This is a genomic window from Coleofasciculus chthonoplastes PCC 7420, assembly GCF_000155555.1.
Classification (GTDB): Bacteria; Cyanobacteriota; Cyanobacteriia; order Cyanobacteriales; family Coleofasciculaceae; genus Coleofasciculus; species Coleofasciculus chthonoplastes_A.
The window spans coordinates 13,487-31,312 of the sequence record NZ_DS989879.1 but is presented as its reverse complement, the minus strand read 5'-3'; the positions used below and the strand labels follow the sequence as shown (position 1 = coordinate 31,312).

Sequence of the window (17,826 nt, the reverse complement as noted above, 5' to 3'; positions counted from 1 at the left end):
CGAATTTGTCCGCGAGTTTAAACTACAACTAGCAATCAATGCTAACTTCTTCTATCCCTTTCGGGAAAAGACGCCTTGGGACTATTATCCTCACAGTGGCGATCGCACGACTGTAATCGGACAAGCCATATCCAATAGCAATCGTTACTCACCCCCGAAAACGAATTGGTCGGCGTTATGCTTTTTAGAGAGCGATCGCGCCCAAATTGTTGAACCGGGAAACTGTCCAGAGGGTACAGTGCAAGCGGTTGCGGGTAATCGTCTTTTTGTCAACCATGGTAAGCCTGTCATGGCTAGTTTCTCTCAGCACAGTAACACCAAACCCTACTCACGAATCGCTGTCGCTGTTGATCAACAGGGTCAAAAGTTGTGGCTGATTGCTGTAGATGGTAAACAACCCTTTTACAGCGAAGGAGTAACCTTAGCTGAATTAGCTGAAATTGTAATTAATTTAGGCGCTGATCAAGCCTTAAACTTAGATGGAGGCGGTTCCAGCACATTAGTAATGGCAACCTCATCAGGAACGACTGTATTAAATGCGCCAATTCATACCAAACTTCCCATGGTTGAACGTCCAGTTGCCAATCACTTAGGCTTTTACGCTTTACCCGCGATAGAAAATCAGTAAATCGAATTTTTGGGATATTATGTGTTATTTTTTCTCAGCTTGTGACGATAGTTAAGGCATCATTGTAGAGACGCGCCATGGCGCGTCTCTACATAAATGATGTGTCCTAACAGCCATGGCGGTTGCTATATAACCCAGTCCGCGCAGGCGGACTACCCTTCGGGAAGGCTTCGCCTATGTTTGTGTAGAAGCGATTTCAATCGCCTTAGCAAAAGGGTGTAATAAAGGCGGATTTGGTATCAGAGGCTCTATCAGTGTAAAAATGACCATCAAATCCATAATCTTTCCACATCCTTACGGTGAATCTTCCCACTCTGGTGTTAAACGCCGATAGTTATAATCTCTTGCTCCTGGATGGCAACTGATGCACCCAGCCGCCGTCAATGTCGGAGGTAAATCAACACGGGGATGAAGTGCTTTAAAATACCGTGATTCAGTCACCCGAAAGGGCGTTTGCTCATCTTCCCCTAAAGGACGAGAAAAGGTGCGTAAATAATTCCAGACAATAAAGATAAATGGACGCGGAATCTGCTCTAACCGTTGTCCATAATGCTGTTCTGGTTCTAATAGCAAAGTTTCCCAGGTTTGAGTTGGCATGACTTCTGGGGGTAAAGCAACATGACAACTGCTACAGTTTTCCAGGTACAGTTTTAATCCAGTTTGATAACGCTCTGGAATTGGGTCAATAGTGCCAATCGCCACCAGTGTTTCTGAATTCGGGGATTGGGGTGTTTCTGCTGCCCTTAAAACTCCTGCCATACCGCCGCCGAGGAGGATACTCCACACCAGTACAAGTACAAATAAAACAGCGTGCGATCGCAGATTGTGATAGTTTCTCATTCGTCATACTCGCTAAGCGAGAAGCAAGCTACGTCATTCGTCATATATTATTGCTGACCCTCCAAAAATGTATCAGGGTCAATTTTAGGAATTCCCTTTAGGGACAAATCGTAGGGGCGGGTTTAGGGACTTAATTCAGATATCCACCAATAAATGTTCAACAAAACCCGCCCTCCTCACCCATAAATCAACTACATCAAAAACAAAACCTCTCCTCCCCACCGATAATCGAACAGCAAAACCTACCCTTCGTCCTAACCAAGATAATTTTGTCGCTTTTATGACAATTTTCCACGAGTTCCTCTTACGGAATTGCCACAGAACGCAATAACTGTTCAACAATCGGCTTCGCCTGTCGCCCCCCGGCTGCCATGAGACGATGGGACAGAACATGAGGTGCCAACATTTTCACATCATCAGGAATCGCATAATTTCGCCCTTCTAAAAATGCCAAAGCTTGTGCCGCCCGTTGTAATGCCAAAGTACCCCGTGGACTGACTCCCAATACCACATCTTCCGTCTCACGAGATGCCCGTACCAAGTTAAGAATATACTGCTGTAACTCTCGTTCAACTTGCACCTGTTGACAAAGACGTTGTAACTCCAAAACATCCTCCGTTGAAATACAGGGTTTAAGATCCGAAAGTACCATCCCTCCCTGATGCAGTTGCAGCATTTGCAGTTCTTCCTCAGGCGTCGGATAACCCAGGGATAAAGATAGGGTAAATCGATCCATTTGCGCCTCTGGCAAGGGAAACGTCCCATGATACTCAATCGGATTTTGAGTAGCAATCACAAAAAAGGGTTGGGGAACTTTACGAGATTCCCCATCCACAGTCACTTGCCGTTCTTCCATCACCTCCAGTAATGCTGACTGCGTGCGCGGGGTTGCCCGGTTAATTTCATCAGTCAGTAGAATATTGGCAAAGACTGGACCGGCGAGAAATTCAAATTCACGGCTACTGGGATTCCAGATATTCGTCCCGGTGATATCCGCAGGTAAGAGGTCAGGTGTACATTGAATTCGCTGGAATCGCCCATCAATGGAACGTGCTAAGGATTTTGCCAGCAGCGTTTTACCCACCCCAGGTACATCCTCTAGCAAAGCATGACCGCCTGAGAGCAAAGCAACCAGGACTAAACGAATGGCATCAGCTTTCCCGACAATTGTCCTAGCCAGATTTTCTTTGAGTTGCTCAATCCGTTCTCTCATTACCGTTTCCCCATTCCCTATTCCTGGGTTTCAAAAAAAGTTGTCGTCGCCGCACAGTCAGCCTGGATTTGCGTCCTTAGGTCATCTAAGGACGCAAATTTTTGTTCCGGTCGCAAAAACTGCTCTAGGCTCACGGTTATCGTCTGTCCGTATAAATCACCAGACCAATTTAGCAGGTGAATCTCAACTGTCAAGCAGGTTCCTTTGACGGTAGGACGTTCTCCTATATTCATTACACCCCATTGATCCGGGAATGAGGGACGACTGACTCGCACACAGTAAACCCCATTGCGGGGTAAAAACTTGTCGGGGAACCATTCTAGATTGGCGGTGGGAAAGCCTAGGGTTCTGCCTAATTGCTGCCCTTTGACCACTTGACCCATAATGCTGTACGGACGACCCAATAAGCGATTAGCTTTGAGGATATCTCCTTCCTCTAGGGATTGGCGAATTAAGGAACTACTGATTCGTTCACCTTGACAGGTTTGGATAGTAACAATGGTAACCTTAACCCCATAAGTGGCTGCGATCGCCTGCAAATCCTTCGCGGTTCCAGTCCGGCGATATCCGAAGCGAAAATCCTCTCCAATACTGACATGGGTGGCTCGCAATTGTTCAATTAAAATCTTGTCCACGAATTGTTCTGGACTTAATGCCGCTAATTCTCGGTCAAAGGGCAGCAGTACCAGTTGTTCAATGCCCAAGCGCTGCAACTGATCTACTTTTTCGGGCTTGGGTGTCAATAGCTTCCACGGTTGACCGGAAAAAAATTCACGGGGATGGGGATAAAAGGTTGCCAAAGTCGGATAAATATGCTTTCCTTCCCGATTAACCCTCTCTTGAGGATTTATCGGCTCAGACTGACCGGGTAAAAGGCTAGAGTGCTGCAAAATAGGATGAATGACCTGTTGATGCCCTCGGTGAATGCCGTCAAAGTTTCCTAGGGCAACAGCAGTTGGTGTTAAAGCAGTGGCAAGAGAAGAAGTAACCCACACGCTTTACATTTTTACACATTCTCGGAGTCGTGGCTAGATCTTGACCAATTCGTTGGCTTCGAGTTAAATTAGATCCCCAACTTCTTCAAGACGTCAGGGATCGGGTAGGAGAGATACAGTCGGGGATATAGCGTGCTATATTATCGAATCGAAGCTTTTGCCTCTTGTTGCAGGGGTACTGGATCGGAGACAGCCGACTCCACCAAAGAAATGGACAAGCCTTCACGAGCCATAACGGTATTGCGAAAGTGTTGAATGGCTTCTTCCCCAATTCGATCCAAGAAATCATCATTGTGTAACGGATCGTGGTGAAAGATAACCAGAGTTTTCACGTTAGCGGCTTTGGCTAACTTAATCCCTTCTTGCCAAGTCGAATGACCCCACCCCACTTTGCTGGTTGCTGGAGAATAATATTCGGTATCCGTGTAGGTGGCGTCGTAGATCAGCACATCCACATCCTGAATCAGTTTTAAGATATTTTCATCTAAACCACTAGGTCTATGTTCGGTATCGGTAATGTAGGCGGCTGCATGACCCCGCCAATTCACTCGATATCCCACCGCTTCACCGGGATGATTGAGCAGAGTATTTTCGACGGTAATCTCGCCCAGCTCAACGCTTTCACCAACCTCTAGGTCATAGAACTGCAAATCAGCTTGCATGACTTGCAACGGGACAGGAAAATTGGGATGGAGCATTTGATCGGTGAGGCGTTGCTTAATCGTGGAACCATTGGGCGCGATCGCTCCATAGATACGGAAACGATTGCTTTTGATAAACGCGGGAACAAAAAACGGAAACCCTTGAATATGATCCCAGTGGGAGTGGGTGAAAAACAGATGAGCCTCCACTGGCATTTGTGACAACATGGACTGTCCCAACACCCGCAAGCCCGTACCCCCATCAAAAATTAATCGTTCTCTACCCACTCGCATTTCCACACAAGGGGTATTTCCGCCATAGCGAACCGTTTCTGGACCCGGACAGGCAATACTTCCTCTAACGCCCCAAAAGTGAATTGTGAATCCGTTGTGCTGACTAGACATAATTTTTCCTTGCAGGCTTTTTCAGACAGTCCATTTGTTAGTGTTTTCAGGTTGATGAGGAGTCTTTTTCATCCAATTCCCACAGTCTTAACATCTCCACCGACCCGGAGTAATCATCAACATATTCTTGCTAGCGGCAGGCAACCCAATAAAACTCCCGGAGAGATTTAAATAGAATAGTCATGGTAGTTTAGGAGTTTTTCTGTTTAAGCTGATTTGAACCAGTTGTTTTGATTGTGGATGGATGAGGTTAGGGACGTCAAGTAACACGTAACGCCTGCGGAATTTATCACCAGGGAATAACTTCCGCGATCGCGATAAATCCGTTCCTGACGCTTTTGAGTTGCTCACACCGCTCATCGAAACTCTTTTGGGTCCCAAACCCTGTCTTTATAAGACAGCTTTACAATTAAATGCTGGTTTTTAAATGGATATAATCCCAGGAACCAGCAAAACCTGTAATAAGTCCCTTCGCTCACCTAGTCCAAGATGTCTTGGCATTACCCAACGCCTAACCAATTAGGCTTAGAGATAGTCCGAACTAGGGAAGTATTCGGAAGTCTGTGCCAGGACTAGGCTCAAAAAGCTATTCACCTCTTACGTTGTCCAAACTGGCTTGGTCAATCCTTGTCCCTTTTAGGGCAAGGTTGGTGAACATTCAAGGCTATTCAGCAGTAGTGGTCTGAGGGAGGTAGTTGCACGGGAGCGATCCAGTTTCTTTTTGGGTTAAGGGGTCTAGCTACTATATCTGATGCTAGCTCCTCACGGATTAGCATCAGGTCTGAGATGCTTTACCTCTAGTTTATACCTACTGTTTTCCACAGCCTAACAAGTTTAGCTAAACTGGTTAGGCATTTGAGGCAACACCAATATGTGATTTTGATCACGTTTTAGCTCAAGTTGAGCTTGAATGATTTAATGACTTTGTGCAGACGTTCTGGCGAAGAAAGCTAAAATTTAAGAAATGTTGCTGACGTTGAGAAAAGAGAATGGAACCCAAGGTCGAAATTTATACCTGGAGCCGTTGTCCCTATTGTATGCGGGCTAAAGGGTTGCTCAATGAAAAGGGCATTAACTTTACCGAATATTGTATCGATGGTGATGAACAGGCGCGAGAGCAAATGGCACAACGGGCAAATGGACGCCGTTCTCTGCCACAAATTTTTATCAATGACCACCATATTGGGGGTTGCGACGACCTGTATGGGTTAGAACTACAAGGTGAACTAGATACCTTACTGCAAGACGGAGCAGGGGCAAGTCATTGATAGGGGAGCTGGGGGAGCTGAAGAAGCTGGGGGAGCTGGGGGAGCTGGGGAAGCTGGGGGAGCTGGGGAAGCTGGGGAAGCTGGGGGCGGGTTTTGAACTAACGTTATCGTCAATAGTGAAACGAAAGTTCCTAAACCCGCCCCTACAAACCTCAAAATGGTACTATTAGCCGCAACTTGATTATTAATCACCGAGGTAGGATTCCAGCGTGAAATTTGCGTTTATCATTGACCCACTCTCAAAGCTTAATCCCAGTCATGATACGAGTGTGGCACTCATGGAAGCTGCCCAAGCCTTGGGTCATGACGTTTGGATTACTCAAGCTCAAAAGCTAACAGTTGTCAATAATCAAGCGTGGGCAAATCTGGAGAAAGTCCAGCTAACCCCAGCCGAACTCGTTGAGGGGCGTTGGGTGGTCAGTGAACGCTGGTACGCTATCTCGGATACTGTCTCCCTGCCGTTAGAGGATATGGATGCTGTGTTTATGCGGACTGACCCCCCCGTGACTATTCCCTACCTCTACGCGACCTATATTCTGGACTACATTAATCCCAAAAAGACTCAAGTCATCAATACGCCGACAGGTTTGCGACGGGCAAATGAGAAAATGTATGCCCTACAGTTTAAGGAAGTAATTCCGGAAACCATTGTTAGCCAGGATAAGTTGACCATCCAGAAATTCGTCGAGAAACAAGGAGCAGCCGTACTTAAACCCTTGGGCGGTAAAGCTGGGGAAGGGATTTTGTTTCTAGAAGCAGGCGATCGCAACTTTAATTCCCTAGTCGAAATTAGCACTAAATGGGGATATGAACCCGTCATGGTGCAAACTTATCTTCCGGCGGCTAAAGAGGGAGATAAGCGGATCATCCTCCTCAATGGTGACCCGATTGGGGCAGTCAATCGCATTCCTACAGGCAGCGAATTTCGCGGCAACATGGCAGTTGGGGGTCGAGTGGCAGCGACAGAAATTACATCGCAAGAGCAAAAAATTTGTGCGTTGCTCAAGCCACAGTTGCAACAAGATGGTTTATATTTTGTGGGAATCGATGTGATTGGTGGCTATCTCACCGAGGTGAACGTGACCAGTCCCACAGGTATCCGCGAGATTGATCAACTTAATGGTACGTGCTTAGGCAAAGACGTGATTGCCTGGGTTGAAAACCCAAGGAACTCGTAATAATGACGAATGACGAATGACGAACAACAAATGACAAATCAAATTGGAGTTGCTGTAATCGGTACCGGATTTGGACAGAAAATTCATATCCCAGGTTTTCAGATTCACCCCCGCACACAGGTGGTAGCGGTTTATAATCCGCACCTGGATAAAGCCAAGGCGGTAGCTGAATCTCATAATATTCCCCAAGCGAGCGATCGCCTGGAGGATATACTAGCGATGCCAGATGTGCAAGCGGTGAGTATTTCTACCCCACCCTTTCTCCACTACGACATGGCGCAGCAGGTGTTGCAAGCCGGAAAACATCTGTTATTGGAAAAACCAATGACCCTCTCAGCTACCGAAACGCGAGATCTCTATCACCTCGCCAAGCAGCAAGGGGTAGTGGCGATGCCAGATTTTGAATTTCGCTTTGTTCCCCCATGGCAACTCTTGGCAGAACATTTAGAATCCGGCTATGTTGGTCAGAAGCGTCTGATTAAAATTGACTGGTTAGTCTCCAGTCGTGCCAACGCGCAACGGGCTTGGAACTGGTACGCCCAAAAGGAAAAGGGCGGAGGTGCATTAGGCGCTGTGGGGTCTCACGCTTTTGATTACATTAATTGGTTGTTTGGTTCGGTGCGTCGGTTGTGCGCCCAAATGAGTACGGCAATTCCAGAACGTCCTGATCCCAGTCAAGGGGGAAAACTGAAACCCGTGGACGCCGATGATACCTGTCTGCTGATGCTGGAATTAGCCGATGGTACACCTTGCCAACTTTGCATCAGTTCCGTTACTTATAATGGGCGGGGGCATTTTGTCGAAGTCTATGGCGATCGCGGAACGTTGGTTTTGGGCAGTTCCAACCAAAATGATTATGTCCATGGATTTCAGCTTTGGGCAGCCCCGGCTGGAGAATCGCTGTCAGAAGTAGATATTCCCAAACGACTAGCATTTCCCCAAGTTTACCCGGATGGACGTTTAGCACCCTTTATTCGGGTTGTGGATCAGTGGGTACAAAGTATTGATGCGGATAAACATCAAAGTCCTTCGCTAGCGGAAGGCGTCTATTCCCAATTATTAATGGATTTAACCCATCAATCGCATCAAGAGAACAGTTGGGTAGATGTACCTAGTTTATCCAGTTTTTTAGCTTAGGGGTTGCTGAATCAGTATTGTGGTGAGGGAAGAGAACAGGGAACAGTGTTCTCATAACTTTTTAACCCCTCAATGAGGAGGATCAATTGACTGCTTCCCGAATTTTGCCATCTTCCTCACCTTTATTCAGCCAACCTTTGTTAAAAGTAAGAGTTATAATGGGGAGTATTCGGTAGCGCCTGTTACTTTTTTAGAGTTTATAGCCACAAAAGAAAATGATTAAGGCTTTTAAGTAGATATCAAGTTTTCCCAATTAATTTAATAGCTTGAGAGAATAATTGAGGTATTTTAATTTAATTGTTCAGAAGAATAATTAACTGTAAAAATTTATTTAAAGTATGAGTAAAAATAACGGTAAAATTCTGTGAATCTTCCATGAAGGCAAGAGATTACAAGCCCTTATAGCCATATCCCCACCGGGGGGATGTTCATAAAATCTTTATATAATAAGTAATTTACGGCTATCCCCCCTAGGGTAAGTCTATGGCAGCAGACTTGAGGACATCGGAACCTAAGCCTCACTTAATGAGTCTAGAAATGTTAAGGTAAGGATGAAATGTCTTGATTTCCGTGCCTGTTGAGGTTGAAGAAAAATTCACCTATGTCACAGCCTACTATGAATACGTGTTCCCAAATTCAATGCCCTTTTTGCGATGCCAACTCTTCTGATAGTGGATGTATGCGATATAGTCATCCTACTCAATGTCACTTAACCTCGATGTTTGAGTTTGACTCGGATGATAAGTGGTTATTTAAGTCCGCCGACAGTGAATTACAGGAGATTCAAACTCTCAATAACCGTTTTATTAACAAAGATAAAGCGAGTCGAAAACAACTTCAGCAACTTAAGAAGAAATCACCGAGAAGCCTGGAGTTACCAATTCCTCAAGCAATACCTCATCCCAGAACAGAAACACAGTTACAACTGGGAGGGTAAATAATTGTTCATTGTTGATGGTTCATAGGTGGCTGTTTGGAGATGTTTTAGTCTTTCTACAGCTTGACCTGAGTCTGGCTGGCAGCGAAAATAATACGGTTTTTATCCTCACGTCATGGAGGGGAAAGCGGTGTCTTCTTCTAGAGCAATTTCAAATCATTTATGGAATCCAATGCTAGTTTCTCATCACAAAAAAAACACCTGTTCCCTGTTCCCTATTCCCTTTGTCTACTATCGTGAGTTCCACATCGCAAATGAAAACGCTATATATACTTTAAGCAGGAACACCGTTTTTTTGTGTTCCTGCTTTCCCTACTAACATAGTTAGCAGGCTTATTGATGGATTAGGCGATTGAGTTAACGCCTGAACAATATTGACAGAATTAGTACAGTTCTTCTTCTTGGTGAGTGACGATGGTGCAGTCAGATTTAGGATAAGCTACACAGGTCAAAATATATCCAGCTTCAATCTGATCATCATCTAAGAAAGACTGGTCAGACTGATCAATTTCACCATTGACGAGTTTACCAGCGCAGGTCGAACAAGCACCAGCACGGCAAGAATAGGGCAAATCAATACCCTGTTCTTCCGCCACATCGAGAATGTACTCGTCATCAGGTACTTCAATAGTTGTATCCAAGCCTTCAGCTTCGTTCTTTAAGGTAACTTTGTAACTTGCCATTTGTGTTCCTCTCTATTAGTCTGAAGCAGCAGAATCAATTGTGCTGTAGTATACTGACCCAACTAGCCTAAGCTGGTGGGAGCAACTTTTTCTGCTTCACTTCTGATACTACGAAAAAAAGTTAAAAAGTTTAAACAGGATTAGGAATGAAAGTGTTAATTGAATATTAAATCAGTTATTCTTATAGGTCTATCAAGCCGTTAGTGTCCAGATATGTGCGGCATGATTATCCCAGTCAATGACGGTGTTGACAAGGGTTTACTGGATTTTTGATTAGAGCTATTGACGGATTAAACCCCTGATTAATCAGCATTAGTTATATTTATAATTAAGTTCGATGATTTGTACTTAGACATGAACCACCCCGCCGACTGTGAGGGCGGGGAAGCCTAAGTAAGGTGAATCAGAAATTCCGCTGTGGGAAGATGTCACTTCACCCAATTCTTGGCGCGTTCAACGGCTTTCTGCCAACTGATAAAATTATCCTGGGCAACTTTTGTGCCATCTCCTGGTTCAAATGTCCGTTCGATGGAGGTTTGGTTAACGAGCTTATGGTAATCATCCCAAAAACCAACGGCTAAACCTGCACCAAATGCCGCACCTTGCGCTGTCGCATCAAGAACGGCGGGGCGTTCTACTGGGATGTTAAGGACATCGGCTTGAAACTGCATTAAGAAGTCATTCTGAGACGCACCACCGTCTACTTTCAGGAGTTCGATGGGGGTGTCGCCATCTTTGTTCATGGCATCAACGACTTCTCGAACTTGATAAGCGATTGATTCCAATACCGCCCGTACCATATGTTCCCGCTTGACACCGCCTGTAATACCGAGAAATGCACCTCTGGCACTCATATCCCAGTGGGGGGCACCCAAACCACTGAGGGCGGGCACAAAATAGATGCCATTGGTATCTTCGACTTGACGCGCTAGGGGTTCAGTTTCGGCAGCCGACTCAATCAGTTGTAAACCATCTCGTAGCCACTGAATACAAGCCCCGGTGGTGAACATCGCCCCTTCTAGGGCAAAAGCTACATCAGTGCCACTGCCATTTGCCGCTTTTGTCCAGGCGACAGTGGAAAGGAGTCGATTGCCCGATCGCGTCACTTCTTTGCCCGTATAGGAAATTAAGAAGCAGCCTGTACCATACGTACATTTGAGCATACCCGGGCGATCGCAACCGTGGGCAAACAGTGCCGCTTGTTGATCCCCGAAAATCGCCATAATTGGAATTTCTTCCCCTAACAAACTGGATTCAGTTTTACCAAACAGTCCCATACTGGGTTGAATTTGGGGCAAAATCTGAGCCGGAATGCCAAATAAATCCAAGAGGCTGTGATCCCAATCCTGATTAGCGAGATTCATCAGCATGGTGCGGCTGGCATTACTGTGATCGGTAACGTGGACTTTGCCCCCGGTGAGATTCCAGAGAATCCAGGTATCAATAGTGCCTGCTAAGACATTATCAAAATTCGTATCCGGTTTTTCCTGACGCACCCAATTCAGCAGCCATTCTAACTTCGTGGCTGAGAAATAAGCATCCAGGACTAATCCTGTACGTTGTTGAATATCCGCATCATGCCCCTGTTGGCTTAACTCCCGACATCGGGCGGCGGTGCGTCGATCCTGCCAAACGATCGCATTATGCAAGGGTTCCCCTGTGGTTTTATCCCAGAGTAAACAGGTTTCACGCTGTACGGTTAAACCAATCGCCGCAATTTCCGAAGCCGAAACCCCCTTATCCTTTAAGACTTGCTGCATACAGTCACGAGTATCCCGCCAAATTTCCTGGGGATCATGTTCCAACCAACCGGGTTGGGGGTAGTGTTGGGTGAATTCCTGATAAACTTGTCCCGCGATCGCACCTTGCTTGTCAAATAGAATGGCTCGGTTCCCCGTGGTACCGAGGTCAAGGGCTAGGACGTATTTCGCGTTAGTCGTCATCGCAATCTTATAAATTTACAGCTAAACCCCAAATAGGGTTGAGTACAGATTTACCAGGTTATGCGGACACTCGGCTACTCTCTGTAGTCTTTCTTTGCGTTGACAGCAAATGTCTTATGTCATTCGTCATACTCGCTATCGCGAGAAGCAAGCTACGTCATTCGTCATTCGTCCTTAGCTGAACGCCGGAAGCCTCACGCCATATTTGTACTCAAATTGGCGTGAGATGGATAGGCGGTCAATCGATGGGGTTCAACACCCCTGAGATTGACAACCTGCGTATCAACTCACGAATAACATCGGATTGAGTTCTTTCCGTTACTTGACAAAACTTGGCGAGGTGTTCATATTCTCTATTTGATACTCGTGTTGTTACCTGTTTCATAGTTGTCAATGTGCTTTCAATGTCCTACGATTGTAGCGTATAGGTTAAACAAAATTAAAAGCTAATCGCTTGCCTGTGCATTGAACCTTGACAACCACCGAATATGGGGTTCCGTCCAGAAACCGACTACTCGTAGTCGCATCTGTGGGCGGGTAAAATTCTAGCAGTACAGAGGTATGAACACATCTTTGTATTGTTCCGGCGCGGAGGGGCATCCCGTGTCGTTAATAAAGCCAAGAGTCTCCTAAACAATAGTCGGATTGTCTTGGAAGCCTACACCATACCTGTACTCAGGTTGGTGTAGGAGTATGTCACTAAATTCTCTTACCCATCTCCCCCTGCTTCCCCTGCTTCCCCTGCTTCCCCTGCTCCCCCTGCTCTTAATTCCGGAGAATCCCTAACCCCGCTTCCCGTTCAATATAATCGGCAAGGTTAATAAAATCATCGCGGGGATAACAAATTCCGCCCACCAGTTTAAACGCTAACTCACTGCGAGCTTCGTCAGGATTTTCCAGTAAATGAATTCCCCAATAATACAGTTGATCACTAGAGCGAATACAAGCGTATTTGGGATCAATGCAGTGGAACTTATGATCGATGGCTTTGACCTCATTATACGTATCCAAAAACGTATCTCTGAGTAACCGCAATCGCCGTTTAGAGCCGGGATATTTGAAATTATTGACTAACACAAATAGGTGAGCTTGTTGATTAAGTTCTCGGATTCCTCTTACCGTATCCTTAATCACTTGACCATGTTTGTTCAGTCCCAAGGGATTTAAGGTGGTGGGAATAATGCAATAGTCAAATTGACTCACCAGCTCTTTGGGATTACGTTCTAAGGCAGGGGAACAATCACAAACGACCATTTTACAATCCCGTGCTGCATCTTCATGCCACTCACGCCAATCATAGACCGCAATATAGGTACTCGCGCCAACACCTCTAGGTCGGGGAACATCCACCCCATCGCCTAGTAGCTTTTGCAGGTTTTGTTCTGGGTCTAAATCGACGAGCGCCACATTAAATCCCTCTAGGGCAAAAGCACCCGCTAAATGAGCAGATACGGTGGTTTTGCCGACGCCACCTTTGCAGGTAAAAACGCCAACATAAATTTTACCCGGTTTCGGCGGTTCTGGCGGCGGTAATTCATCCTCATTCACCCAGAGAATTTGGGTGTCTGCTGCAATTCCACATTGGATTTTAGCGTCTGACCCCCAAGAGCGAATTAAAGCATTGGCGGGCGCACCATAGCCTTTAGTCGTGATAAAAAAACCACAGTTAAAGTCTTGACCCGCTTTCGATTCTAAAAAGCCTAGGAATCGGAGTATTTGCGGTTTTTGGACATTACTGATCAACCATTTCAGATGAACCGCACCCGTTTGACCCTCTTTGCTAACCACTAAATCATACTCTGGCGGCTTGGGGTCGGGAGTGGTAACAGTCCACCCCTCGTTCTGAAAAATCGTTGCCACATGTTGCTCAAACTGAGCAAAGTCTCTCATATAAGGCGGCTTTCGAGATGATGACATAACTACGAGCAAGTAATAAGTAATAAGTAATAAGTCAAAACGGGGATGGCAGAGCAAATAAAGTGTTGTTTTTACTTACACATATCTTGTTCAATACGTCAACCCTTGTTTTTGACCGACTCTCTGGACTATTGTAACTTTTATCACCAATTGCCCCACGTTTCTGCTGATTGATCATTGAGCCTGATGTTACTCAACCCACTCTCATCTCCCAGACGTGCCATGGCACGTTTCTACAACCCCATCTCTCTTTAAAGTTTAAGCCCATAGAGGGATGCATTTGTGCTAAACACCTGTAAAGTGAACTTAATTTAACTCGCCAGAGGGATGTGCGTCAATTAATTCTTCTGTAACTTGGAAAGTGAAATACATACATATTGATGCTTTTCGAGGACTTATATATGAATCCGACAAATCCTTCAGATCGCCAAGCTAAGACAAAAGAGCAAATTAAATACGAAAACTACGACAGAAACCTGGTTCCGGCGGAAACAGCCGCCCGTCATGAACGGGAAGGAGATAACTATAAGACGAAGGTTACGGAAGATCAGCAAACCAATCCTGATAGTATCAACACCACTGAGGGATATACCGTAGACAACGAAGGCTTGGTGAATAACTTTGCCGTTGAACCCGAAATGTATGTCAACGAACCGGGTGACTTGCGCCAAAAAGAAGAACAAGAGACGGCTAAACGCCGCCAAGAACTGCAACAACTCGATGAAGAACGCCAAGGCGAGTTGACGATGGAAAAAGATGAGCGTGGTCGAGGACCCGGCGCTGTCTAAGGATAGACAAAATAGAAAAATAACTTAAGTACAGACGTAGCAGGCTACGTCTGTGTTTTTAGGTTTGAATTATAGCTGTCGTCATAAAGTTTAGGAGAGATTTAACGGCTGAAACAACTACGTACCAGCAATAAACTTTTGCTCCCCTGCTCCCCCACACCTCTACATCAATAAGGTCCAAACATCTCGTTAGCTGGCACGTCTGGATTGTCGCTGTAGAAAAACTCACGAATGAGTTGCAGGACTTCCTCTTTGCTTAAAAAACCATCCTGATTGGTATCTAATTTAGGAAATACTCGTGGAGCATAAACAGGCGATACATTGTAAACACTTAAAATCCCTGCCCACTCTGCTTGGCTAATTTTTCCATCTTCATCTTTGTCAAACACCTCGAAAACTAATTCCATAAAGAAATGGATGTTGTGCAGGTATTTCTCTTCATCATTTAAAATAATAGAATAGTAGGATAACCATTCTTCTAAGCTAACTTTTTTATTGTGGGTTATATCTGCATCTCGTTTCAATTCTTCCCAGTTGCGATTACAGTTATTCAGTAAAATTTGATACCTAGGGGAACGCGAACCCCAGTGTCTTAATGCGGCTAACTTTTTTATAATATTTTCAAAATCTTGATAAGCTAAAGCCCCATCAAACTTGGCATCGTGCATACTGAAAAATTTAGTCAGTTTGCGCGTTTGTAGTTCAGTCAGCATAAGTTTCCCCTCTGAGAGTAGAGACATTGCAGGCAACGTCTCTACAATATCATTTCTCTAGGTCACAGAGACTTATGGGTAGTCGGAAGAGCTAATAATCGATGCTACCTTGAGCAACAACGTCAAATATCCAGCCGATAAACACAAACTGCCCTGTGCTGATTCCCGTTGTGGTAAGTAGGTGGACACAATAAAAGCTATAGCGCTACGCGCTAGGCTTTCTTGCAATAGGCAATAGGCAATAGTGAAGAAAAACACTGACTCATCAAGGGATTGAGCGATTTAAATGCGCCACAGCTAACATCGTATGGTGATTTGTCCAGGCTTCTATGGAGTCAAAACAGGGTTTATTTTCAAATAACTGAGGAACCGCCGATCGCAACGTATCAGCATAGGCGTCATTCATTGCACCAGCTTCTTGTCCCAATTGAATCACAGACTCAATATACTCCTTTTGGTTGATGCGGCGATCGCCACAACAAATTAATATTAATGGAGCTTCCCCCACCTGACGCTGATTAAAGGCACAGGCTTTGAGTTTTTCCCGATTCGCCGCTTCCCGCACCACTACAAATCGCCAGGGTTGTAGGTTGTAACCGGAGGGCGATCGCACGCCTAAGCGAAATATTTCTGTTAAAATAGCCTCCGGAATCGTATCCGGACGAAAAGAACGCGCCGCACGACGTTGTTCAATAGCCGTTTGTACGTTTAAGGTGGGTTGTAAATCGCTAGTCATTCGATTTTTAGGATAACGACAAATAAATTAAATAAGGTGGTTGTTTAAACCACCTCATCCTACCACAACTGGTAATATTAGACTCAATTCAATTTAGCTTAAGCTAAAACAAAATCCACATCTTCGGCGCCAGAGGTTTCACCTTGTCCTGATGTAACTTGTTCTCCATTTACATCAACACAGAATGGCGTATCTTCTAAGTTCACATTATAATCAGTCGTATCGGCTGTATACCCCACACTAGCAATCATTTTCCGCCCTTCATCGGTGTAAGCAAATGCCAACATTTGATTTTTATCTTTCTGATTGTCGTAAGCCCAAATCACCATGTATTGTTGTCCCTGATACTCGAAAACCTTAGGCGGACGAGTGGGCGTATAACGACCTTCATCACCAAAGCTAGCATCGAGAAAACCTTGTACCGAATCCGTAGCGACTGTCGCATAAGCAACTTCTTCTTCAGATGCAGGTTCTGCTTCTTCTTGACTTTCATCAACCACTTCTTCTTGGTCTCGGTTGCGTAAATAATCAACCGCCATTTTTGTCCCAATACCACCAACCGCAGCCACACCTGTACCGATGAGAATATTGCGAAGCAGATTCTTCTTATTCATGATTTATCCTGAACGTTTTACCTAATTTACATCACGTCAATATTATCATTAACAGTACCAGGTAATAATGTCAGGAAAATTTTTAATTTTTAGAGGGAGAAAGCATTACCCTTTTACCCTCTGCCTTCTGCCCTCTAAGTAATCGGACAAAATAAAACGGCACGCTACATAAACGTAGCTTGCTTCTCAAGGGAGCGAGTTCTTCACCGTTCACGTTAATTATGTCCACCTACTTACCCTCTACCCCCTGCCTTGGAGCCTTCTCCCTATTCCAACAGGGAGTAGTTAACCCAGATTGAGTTGTGTTAATCAGAGTCAGATGAAATATATCGACTAATCAAGTTAACCGTGTAATTGAGACTAAGGAGGAGAAGGAGTAGAATTGCTATTTTTATCGGCAACGGAGCAAAAAACAAGCAAAATATCAGACAGATTAATGCAGTGAGTACAGCAGCAACTCGTTCTATTTCTTCAGTAACTTTAAGACTGAGATAAACGGCTATTAAGGCAATGATTAACGTTATTGACCAAAGTATCAGCGTCATAAAACTACAGCAGAAATAACTCAAGTCTATGGTTCATTAAACTCATAGGCAGCACAGTAGCAATCGTTACAGATTCTGCAATTACCCAAGTCAGTGGACACAATTAAAGTTCAAGCTGGAATCGTCATACTCGCTCCCGACAAGAAGCAAGCTATAGCCTTTGTCATTTATCCTGTGTAAGGGTTATAATTTGCCCAATCTTGACATAACGCTTGATTTGCCAACCAACGACGTGGCAGCCTAACTGGGGTTATTGAATGAATGTGCTAGGTCATCATAGTCATCCATCCCATTACCTTTTTACCTCTTCGGAAAAGTACAGAGTCCGCTAATCCTAAGTAATGGGCGACGAGTAGTAGTAAAAAAGATTGACCCATAACCTGATCAAGAAGGTTAGGGCAATTTTCAAAGTCTAAGCATAATACTGTGGAACGGTTCCAGAGTTCTCGAAATAATTTACAATTTTTAGGTAGAAACGATATAAGAGAACGAAATCGGCTGAGTGCCGCCTTCTCTAAGTCTGCGCTGGTGTAATTGGCTGGGGAGTGTTGATCTGCCATTCTTATCCTCCTAGTAGCCTAATAGCTCTCCCATCTCCAAGATAATAGAGTGAAGCCTCTGCCTCCAAAACTCTGTAACGAAAAC

At 44.9% G+C, this 17,826-nt stretch carries 17 protein-coding genes and 1 pseudogene; 6 read left to right on the top strand and 12 right to left on the bottom strand.

Features of this window, described 5'->3' with window-relative positions:
• A partial coding sequence (locus MC7420_RS33355) for a phosphodiester glycosidase family protein (protein ID WP_044211154.1) occupies nucleotides 1-628 on the top strand: 628 nt, incomplete at its 5' end.
• 294 nt (nucleotides 629-922) lie between these two features.
• Here MC7420_RS33355 and MC7420_RS33350 read toward each other — a convergent pair.
• The 4 genes from MC7420_RS33350 to MC7420_RS33335 form a co-directional block, all read right to left on the bottom strand.
• Nucleotides 923-1,468 carry a cytochrome c gene (locus MC7420_RS33350; RefSeq protein ID WP_006106241.1) on the bottom strand — a complete coding sequence of 182 codons (546 nt, stop codon included), beginning with the start codon at nucleotides 1,466-1,468 and terminating at the stop codon, nucleotides 923-925.
• Nucleotides 1,469-1,772: 304 nt separating this feature from the next.
• Nucleotides 1,773-2,681, bottom strand: a complete 909-nt coding sequence (locus MC7420_RS33345) for an AAA family ATPase (protein WP_006106271.1) — start codon at nucleotides 2,679-2,681, stop codon at nucleotides 1,773-1,775.
• Nucleotides 2,682-2,698: 17 nt separating this feature from the next.
• Complete coding sequence (locus MC7420_RS33340; RefSeq protein ID WP_006106240.1) at nucleotides 2,699-3,676, bottom strand: bifunctional riboflavin kinase/FAD synthetase; 978 nt, start codon at nucleotides 3,674-3,676, stop codon at nucleotides 2,699-2,701.
• A gap of 140 nt (nucleotides 3,677-3,816) precedes the next feature.
• Entirely contained in the window at nucleotides 3,817-4,722 is a 906-nt protein-coding gene (locus MC7420_RS33335) for an MBL fold metallo-hydrolase (protein ID WP_006106272.1), read from the bottom strand.
• A gap of 989 nt (nucleotides 4,723-5,711) precedes the next feature.
• Between MC7420_RS33335 and grxC the strand changes: the two genes are divergently transcribed.
• From grxC to MC7420_RS33315, 4 genes are all read left to right on the top strand, one after another.
• Entirely contained in the window at nucleotides 5,712-5,990 is a 279-nt protein-coding gene (gene grxC, locus MC7420_RS33330) for a glutaredoxin 3 (protein ID WP_006106260.1), read from the top strand.
• A gap of 209 nt (nucleotides 5,991-6,199) precedes the next feature.
• On the top strand, nucleotides 6,200-7,168 hold the full coding sequence (gene gshB, locus MC7420_RS33325) for a glutathione synthase (RefSeq protein WP_006106235.1): 969 nt from the start codon (nucleotides 6,200-6,202) through the stop codon (nucleotides 7,166-7,168).
• Between the two features lie 9 nt (nucleotides 7,169-7,177).
• Nucleotides 7,178-8,305, top strand: a complete 1,128-nt coding sequence (locus MC7420_RS33320; protein ID WP_006106257.1) for a Gfo/Idh/MocA family protein — start codon at nucleotides 7,178-7,180, stop codon at nucleotides 8,303-8,305.
• 601 nt (nucleotides 8,306-8,906) lie between these two features.
• A complete protein-coding gene (locus tag MC7420_RS33315; protein WP_157453439.1) occupies nucleotides 8,907-9,242 on the top strand; it encodes a hypothetical protein in 336 nt (111 codons plus the stop codon).
• A gap of 383 nt (nucleotides 9,243-9,625) precedes the next feature.
• On the opposite strand, the gene MC7420_RS33310 is transcribed toward MC7420_RS33315, so the two are convergent.
• From MC7420_RS33310 to MC7420_RS33300, 3 genes are all read right to left on the bottom strand, one after another.
• Nucleotides 9,626-9,925: a ferredoxin gene (locus MC7420_RS33310; RefSeq protein ID WP_006106268.1), complete on the bottom strand. Its 300-nt coding sequence runs from the start codon at nucleotides 9,923-9,925 to the stop codon at nucleotides 9,626-9,628.
• Nucleotides 9,926-10,353: 428 nt separating this feature from the next.
• The gene (gene glpK, locus MC7420_RS33305) at nucleotides 10,354-11,868 is read right to left on the bottom strand and encodes a glycerol kinase GlpK (RefSeq protein ID WP_006106270.1); all 1,515 of its coding nucleotides are present in this window, start codon (nucleotides 11,866-11,868) and stop codon (nucleotides 10,354-10,356) included.
• Between the two features lie 765 nt (nucleotides 11,869-12,633).
• On the bottom strand, nucleotides 12,634-13,785 hold the full coding sequence (locus MC7420_RS33300) for a nucleotide-binding protein (protein WP_157453438.1): 1,152 nt from the start codon (nucleotides 13,783-13,785) through the stop codon (nucleotides 12,634-12,636).
• A gap of 401 nt (nucleotides 13,786-14,186) precedes the next feature.
• Between MC7420_RS33300 and MC7420_RS33295 the strand changes: the two genes are divergently transcribed.
• Nucleotides 14,187-14,573: a hypothetical protein gene (locus tag MC7420_RS33295; RefSeq protein ID WP_006106236.1), complete on the top strand. Its 387-nt coding sequence runs from the start codon at nucleotides 14,187-14,189 to the stop codon at nucleotides 14,571-14,573.
• Nucleotides 14,574-14,740: 167 nt separating this feature from the next.
• On the opposite strand, the gene MC7420_RS33290 is transcribed toward MC7420_RS33295, so the two are convergent.
• From MC7420_RS33290 to MC7420_RS33275, 5 genes and pseudogenes are all read right to left on the bottom strand, one after another.
• Complete coding sequence (locus tag MC7420_RS33290; RefSeq protein WP_006106273.1) at nucleotides 14,741-15,286, bottom strand: EF-hand domain-containing protein; 546 nt, start codon at nucleotides 15,284-15,286, stop codon at nucleotides 14,741-14,743.
• A 283-nt stretch (nucleotides 15,287-15,569) separates the two neighbouring features.
• Nucleotides 15,570-16,022 (bottom strand): annotated as a pseudogene (locus MC7420_RS33285) (nitroreductase family protein); the annotation flags it as partial.
• A gap of 98 nt (nucleotides 16,023-16,120) precedes the next feature.
• Complete coding sequence (locus MC7420_RS33280; protein ID WP_006106275.1) at nucleotides 16,121-16,636, bottom strand: hypothetical protein; 516 nt, start codon at nucleotides 16,634-16,636, stop codon at nucleotides 16,121-16,123.
• A 305-nt stretch (nucleotides 16,637-16,941) separates the two neighbouring features.
• A complete protein-coding gene (locus tag MC7420_RS37600; RefSeq protein WP_006106247.1) occupies nucleotides 16,942-17,181 on the bottom strand; it encodes a hypothetical protein in 240 nt (79 codons plus the stop codon).
• 266 nt (nucleotides 17,182-17,447) lie between these two features.
• Complete coding sequence (locus tag MC7420_RS33275; protein ID WP_044211150.1) at nucleotides 17,448-17,741, bottom strand: hypothetical protein; 294 nt, start codon at nucleotides 17,739-17,741, stop codon at nucleotides 17,448-17,450.
• Nucleotides 17,742-17,826: the final 85 nt, after the last annotated feature.

Bases quoted from the DNA above. Each gene is read 5' to 3' on its own strand.
- MC7420_RS37600 (WP_006106247.1), bottom strand. From the start codon at position 17,181: ATGACGCTGATACTTTGGTCAATAACGTTAATCATTGCCTTAATAGCC.
- MC7420_RS33290 (WP_006106273.1), bottom strand. From the start codon at position 15,286: ATGCTGACTGAACTACAAACGCGCAAACTGACTAAATTTTTCAGTATG.
- MC7420_RS33295 (WP_006106236.1), top strand. From the start codon at position 14,187: ATGAATCCGACAAATCCTTCAGATCGCCAAGCTAAGACAAAAGAGCAA.
- MC7420_RS33315 (WP_157453439.1), top strand. From the start codon at position 8,907: ATGTCACAGCCTACTATGAATACGTGTTCCCAAATTCAATGCCCTTTT.
- grxC (WP_006106260.1), top strand. From the start codon at position 5,712: ATGGAACCCAAGGTCGAAATTTATACCTGGAGCCGTTGTCCCTATTGT.
- MC7420_RS33350 (WP_006106241.1), bottom strand. From the start codon at position 1,468: ATGAGAAACTATCACAATCTGCGATCGCACGCTGTTTTATTTGTACTT.
- glpK (WP_006106270.1), bottom strand. From the start codon at position 11,868: ATGACGACTAACGCGAAATACGTCCTAGCCCTTGACCTCGGTACCACG.
- MC7420_RS33335 (WP_006106272.1), bottom strand. From the start codon at position 4,722: ATGTCTAGTCAGCACAACGGATTCACAATTCACTTTTGGGGCGTTAGA.
- MC7420_RS33280 (WP_006106275.1), bottom strand. From the start codon at position 16,636: ATGAATAAGAAGAATCTGCTTCGCAATATTCTCATCGGTACAGGTGTG.
- MC7420_RS33345 (WP_006106271.1), bottom strand. From the start codon at position 2,681: ATGAGAGAACGGATTGAGCAACTCAAAGAAAATCTGGCTAGGACAATT.
- MC7420_RS33275 (WP_044211150.1), bottom strand. From the start codon at position 17,741: ATGGCAGATCAACACTCCCCAGCCAATTACACCAGCGCAGACTTAGAG.
- MC7420_RS33310 (WP_006106268.1), bottom strand. From the start codon at position 9,925: ATGGCAAGTTACAAAGTTACCTTAAAGAACGAAGCTGAAGGCTTGGAT.
- MC7420_RS33300 (WP_157453438.1), bottom strand. From the start codon at position 13,785: ATGTCATCATCTCGAAAGCCGCCTTATATGAGAGACTTTGCTCAGTTT.
- MC7420_RS33320 (WP_006106257.1), top strand. From the start codon at position 7,178: ATGACGAATGACGAACAACAAATGACAAATCAAATTGGAGTTGCTGTA.